The 5,207-nt window shown below is 75.4% G+C and carries 2 protein-coding genes; both read right to left on the bottom strand.

The features are described from left to right. Nucleotides 1-68: 68 nt before the first annotated feature. Nucleotides 69-1,358, bottom strand: a complete 1,290-nt coding sequence (locus GT045_RS17910; RefSeq protein ID WP_161334787.1) for an ROK family transcriptional regulator — start codon at nucleotides 1,356-1,358, stop codon at nucleotides 69-71. Between the two features lie 495 nt (nucleotides 1,359-1,853). Further along, nucleotides 1,854-5,033, bottom strand: a complete 3,180-nt coding sequence (locus tag GT045_RS17905) for a cytochrome P450 (RefSeq protein ID WP_161334786.1) — start codon at nucleotides 5,031-5,033, stop codon at nucleotides 1,854-1,856. Nucleotides 5,034-5,207 lie beyond the last annotated feature (174 nt).

Below are 5,207 nucleotides of genomic sequence, written 5' to 3'. Positions count from 1 at the left end.
CCGGGCGCGCGGCGGTCGGTTCGGTGCGGGACTCGGACGGCAGGTCGGCCGGGCGCGCGGCCGTCGGTTCAGTGCGGGGCGCGCTGGCGGAGTGCTGCCCGCCAGGCGGGCAGCCGGTCCTCGGCGGCGGGTTCCGGGCGCCGGCCGCCGCCGGCGAAGAAGTCGGCCAGCGGCAGGATCGCGGCGCCGACCGTGACCGCGTCCGGGCCGAGTTTGCCGAGATCGATGTTCACCTTGTCGGCCGGATGGCGCAGTGCGTACGTCGCCGCGTGCCGCCGGACGGCCGGCAGGAAGCGTGTGCCGAGCTGGAGCCCGGCCCAGCCGCCGATCAGGATGCGCTCGGGCTGGAAGAGGTTGATCAGGTCGGACAGGCCGGCGCCGAGGTACTCGGCGGTCTCCTCCAGGACGGCCAGTGCGACCGGGTCGGGCGCGGTGCCCTCGGGCGGGTAGGCGGCGGCGAGCATCGCGGTGAGCGCGGTCTCCTCGTCGGTGTCCTCGGGCGGCCGGCCGCCCTCCTCGCGCCAGCGGGCGAGCAGCGACTCGGCACCGGCGTACGCCTCCAGGCAGCCGGGTGCTCCGCAGCGGCAGCGGCGCCCGCGCACCCGTACCGTCAGATGGCCCCACTCCACGGCCCGGCCGTGCTCCACCTCGGGGGTGACCAGGCAGGCGCCGACACCGGAGCCGAAGAGCACGACCACGGCGTTGCGGGCGCCGCGCCCGGCGCCGAACCACATCTCCGCCTGGCCGAGGGTCTTGGCGCCGTTGTCGATGAGGTACGGCACCGCGTCGGGGAGCCGGGAGGCGGAGCGGAGCAACTGCTCCAGCGGGACGGCGTCCCAGCCGATGGTCTGCCCGTGCACGACGGCACCCCGGTCCGGGGTGTGCTCGACGATGCCGGGCACGCCGACACCCACGCCGAGCAGCCGGTCGGGGGCGGCTCCCTGTGCGGTGAGGACCTCGGCGACGCCGTCGCGGATGTGGCCCGTGATCACCTCGACGTCGTAGCCCTGTGGGGTCAGGGGGCGCTCCACGCGGGCCAGTTCGGTCAGGGCCAGGTCGAACAGCTCCACGCGGACCCGGGTCTCGCCCACGTCGACGCCGATCATCTGGCCGCTGTCCGGGGCGACCCGCAGCAGGGTGCGGGGCCGGCCGCCGTCGGAGTCGACGCTGCCCGCCTCCTCGACCAGGCCGTCGGCGATCAGGTCCGCGACCACGTTGCTGACCGAGCCGGAGCTCAGTCCGGTGGCCGGCCCCAGCTCGAACCGGCTGAGCGGGCCGTCGAAGTAGAGCCGCTGGAGCACCGCCGTGCGGTTGCCTCGTCTCAGGTCGCGTACCGTGCGCCCGTTCCGCCCCGCCATGTGGCTCCCTTCACGAACCGGTCCCGACCTGCAACATACCCCTTCGGGCAGTGGGGGCGCGAGATTTCCACACACCTTAGTTCACGCTATGAGCTAAGACCAGGACGCGAGACGCCACCCCGCACGGCCCACCGGCAGAGACGCCACCCCGCACGGCCCACCGGCAGAGACGCCACCCCGCACGGCCCACCGGCACGATCGGCTCCCACGGTTCCCACCGGCACGGCCGGTTCCCACCGAGGACGGCCGGATCCCACCGAGACGGTCGCCCCCGGCACAGCCGGAAACCACCTGCACGGCCCGGTCCGACCAGCACGGCCCGATCCCGCCGGCACGGTTGGACCCCGCCCCGGCGCGGTCGCGAGCGGATCCGACGCGGAGGGGGTACGGAGGGGCGCCGGCCGCAGCCGATCCCGGTGGGCGCGGGCGATCCGCCATCGCCGTCCCGGGATCGCGCCCACTGCAACGCGTCACCCACCGTGCCCCTCCCCGCGGCTAGCCCGCCGCGTACACGTCCTCCACGTAGCGCCCGTCCGCCACGAGCGTTTCGAGCCACCGCCGGGCCGCCGTCGCGTCGGCGCCGGGGGTGCGGTCCTGGTACAGGGTACGGAACGCCGCCCGGACGCCGGGTGCCATGCGGGCGCCGTCACCGCAGACGTACACCCGGGCCCCGGCCGTGAGCAGCCGCCACACCTCGTCGGCCTCGGCGGCGATGCGGTGCTGGACGAAGGAGGCGCCGTTCACGGGGGCGGCGCTGAAGGCCGGGCGCAGGGACACGGCACCGGCCCGCTCGGCGGACCGCAGCTCCTCGGCGTGCAGATAGTCGGCGTCGGGGGCGTCGCAGCCGAAGTAGAGCAGCGCGGGCGGGAGTTCGGCCCCCCGGGCGCGGGCGGCGGTGCGGTCGGCCACGACCCCGCGGAACGGCGCGAGTCCGGTGCCGGCGGCGACCATCACGACCGGTGCCGAGCCCTCTACGCGGAAGGCGTCACGGCAGGGCTGCACCCGGGCGTACACGGTGTCACCGGCGGCCAGGGAGGCGAGGTGGCCGGAGCCGGTGCCCCGGTAGCGGCCCCTGCCGGACCGGGCGGGCGCGTCGAGCACCGACACCATGAGGTCCGCGTGGTGCGGGGCGACGGCCGGACTGGAGGAGACGGAGTAGGAGCGGGGACGCAGCGGGGTCAGCAGGTCCAGCAGGAGCGGCCAGTCCAGGGCGCCGCGCAGCGCGGGGTGGTCCTCGGCCAGCTCCACCAGGGTGCGGGGGTCGTCGTCGGCCAGGCCGGCGAGGGCGGCGCGCTCGGGCGGGCAGGGGTCGGCCTCGGCGAGGAGGGCCAGCTGCCGCGCCGTCGGCCGTTCCTGCAACTCGACGTGGTGGGTCAGCAGCCGGCGTACCGTCAGGGGCCGGTCGACGGCGAGACCGTCGCGGCGCGGCCGCGCGGCCCGGATGTCCAGGACGGCGTCGGCGTCGAGGCCGAACGCGGCGACGGCGCGGTCCACCAGCTCCGGGGCGTTGACGGGGAGCACGGCCAGGTGGTCGGCGGTGCGGTAGCCGACGCCTTCGGGCAGGGCGACGCGCAGGAACCGCTTGGTGCGCGGGTGTCCCGGTGCGGTGAGGTCGTACGCCTCGGTGACCTTCATCGGGACCAGGCCGTGCCGTTCGGCGAGGGCGTCCAGCGGGCCCCCGGTCAGGGTGCGCACCGTGTAGGCGTGGACGGGCTCGTCGGGTGTGCCGTGCCCGGCGTCGGGGTCGCCGTACTGCTGGAGCAGCGCGGTGCGCAGCCGGGACGTGAACTCCCTGACCACACCGGCGAGGTCGCCGGAGGCGTCGGCGGCGGCGCGGTCGGTGAGCCGGGTGGCGCCGAGTTCGGCGAGGCGGGCGTCCACGCGGGTGGGCACCTGCTGGTAGGTGGCGGCCCAGTTGCGGTCGCCGACGCCGAGCACCGCGTAGGTCACGCCGGTCAGGTCGGGGGTGCCGTCGAGCCAGGCGGTGAAGGCGGCGGCGTCGTCGGTGGGGCGGCCGTTGTAGGAGGCGGCGGTGATGACGACGGGCCGGTCGGTGGGCAGGCCGTCCGCGTAGGCGTCCAGGGCGGCGGTCTCGGTGGCGCAGCCCACGGCCGCGGCCTCGTCGGCGAGCTGGGCGGCGAACTCCCGGCAGGTGCCGTAGTTGCTGCCGTGCAGGAAGAGGGCGCGGGTGCCGGGGCGGACCCGGGCCGGGAGGGCGTCCGGGGCCGGCGTGCCCGCGGCCGGGGCGGGGGCGGTGCCGGGCAGGGGCGCGTGCACGCGGTCGGCGGGGGTGCGCGGGGTCAGGACGAGGGTGAGGCCCTCGGGCTTGAGCGTGAGGGTCTCCTTCACGCTGAGCCGGTAGCCGGCGTGGTCGTGCAGCCGGTAGCGGTGGACCAGCAGGGCGAGCAGCATGGTGGCTTCGTGCAGGGCGAACTGCCGTCCGATGCAGGCGCGTTCGCCGGTGCCGAACGGCTTGAACGCGTGCACCGGCCGGGCCGCCTCCGCCTCGGCGGTGAACCGCTCGGGGTCGAACAGCTCCGGATTGTCCCCCCAGACGGGCTGGCGGTGCAGCATCGGCGCGAGCACGGTGACGGCCTGGCCGGCGCGCAGCGGGATCCGGCCGCCGAGCAGGGTGTCCTCGCGGGCGTGCCGGCTGAACGCGGCGGCCGTCGGCCACAACCGCAGCGCCTCGTTGAGGACCTGGCGGGTGTAGGTGAGCCGGCCGATGTCGTCGTACGTCGGCTCCGGGTCGGGCGCGTCGCCCCACAGGGCGTCGGCCTCGCGCTGCACGAGCCGCAGCACGGCGGGGTGCTTGGCCAGGTGGTACAGGGCGAAGGACATCGCGCCCGAGGTTGTCTCGTGGCCGGCGATCAGGAAGGTGATGACCTGGTTGCGGATGTTCTGCGCGTCCAGCGTGGTGCCGTCGGCGGGGTGGGGGGCGCTGAGCATGAGTCCGAGCAGGTCGTCGGCGCCGCTCTGGTCGGTGCCGGTGCGGGCGGCGATGACGTCGTCCACGACCCGGGCCAGGTGGTCGGCGTCCCTCCGGAAGGCGGCGTCGGCGGCCGAGTGGTCCTGGCCGGGGGTGCGTGCCAGGCGGGTCATGCTCCACTCCAGGCAGCGGACCATCGACTCCACGAAGGGGTGCGGCTCCTCGCGTCCGAAGGAGCCGAAGTCGTAGCCGAACCCGGCGAGTCCGATGGTGTCGAGTGTCATGCGGGTCATGTCCTCGGGCACGTCGACGGGCAGCCCGGCGCGGGCCGCGCGGTCCCAGGAGTCGATGAGCCGCCGTGCGACCTTCAGCATGACGGGGTGGTAGGTGCGCATCGAGCCGAGGGCGAAGGCGGGCATCAGGATGTCGTGCGCCTTGGCCCAGTTGGGCTCGTCGTCGTAGGCCGTGAACAGGCCGTCGGCGGTGAACTCGCGTACGTTCTCCAGGGCGGGGCCGACGTGCTTGGCGAACCGCTCCTCGTCGGCGAGCTCGGCGACCAGGTCCGCGTCGGCGACGAACAACGCCTCCCGTCCGTGCAGCCGGCGCACCAGCACCGGACCGTGGGTCCGCATCAGCTTCATGACCTGCTGGATGGGGGTGCGGCCGGGGCCCGTGGCGGTGATGTCGACGACGGGGACGCCGGGCAGGGTGCCGGCCGGTTCGGGGTGCAGCGCGGTGGGGGGCATGACGCGACAACTGCCTTTCGCTGAAGCGGACGTACGGCTCCCAGCGTGCTCGACGGGTGGGCCGGAGCGGTGCCACGGCACTACACGATCGTGCAGTGGAAAGTGGGCGGTGGCTCTTGCGGACGCGCGTGACGGCCGCCTCCCCGCCGCCCTCCCCGCCGCCGGCCCGCGGCC

The sequence above is a fragment of the Streptomyces sp. SID486 genome (assembly GCF_009865385.1).
Lineage (GTDB): Bacteria > Actinomycetota > Actinomycetes > Streptomycetales > Streptomycetaceae > Streptomyces.
Note: the sequence above shows the minus strand (reverse complement) of the source record. Positions and strands in the feature narration are given on the sequence as shown.

Excerpts from the sequence above, each read along its gene's own strand:
- GT045_RS17910 (WP_161334787.1), bottom strand. The coding sequence starts at position 1,358 with ATGGCGGGGCGGAACGGGCGCACGGTACGCGACCTGAGACGAGGCAAC.
- GT045_RS17905 (WP_161334786.1), bottom strand. The coding sequence starts at position 5,033 with ATGCCCCCCACCGCGCTGCACCCCGAACCGGCCGGCACCCTGCCCGGC.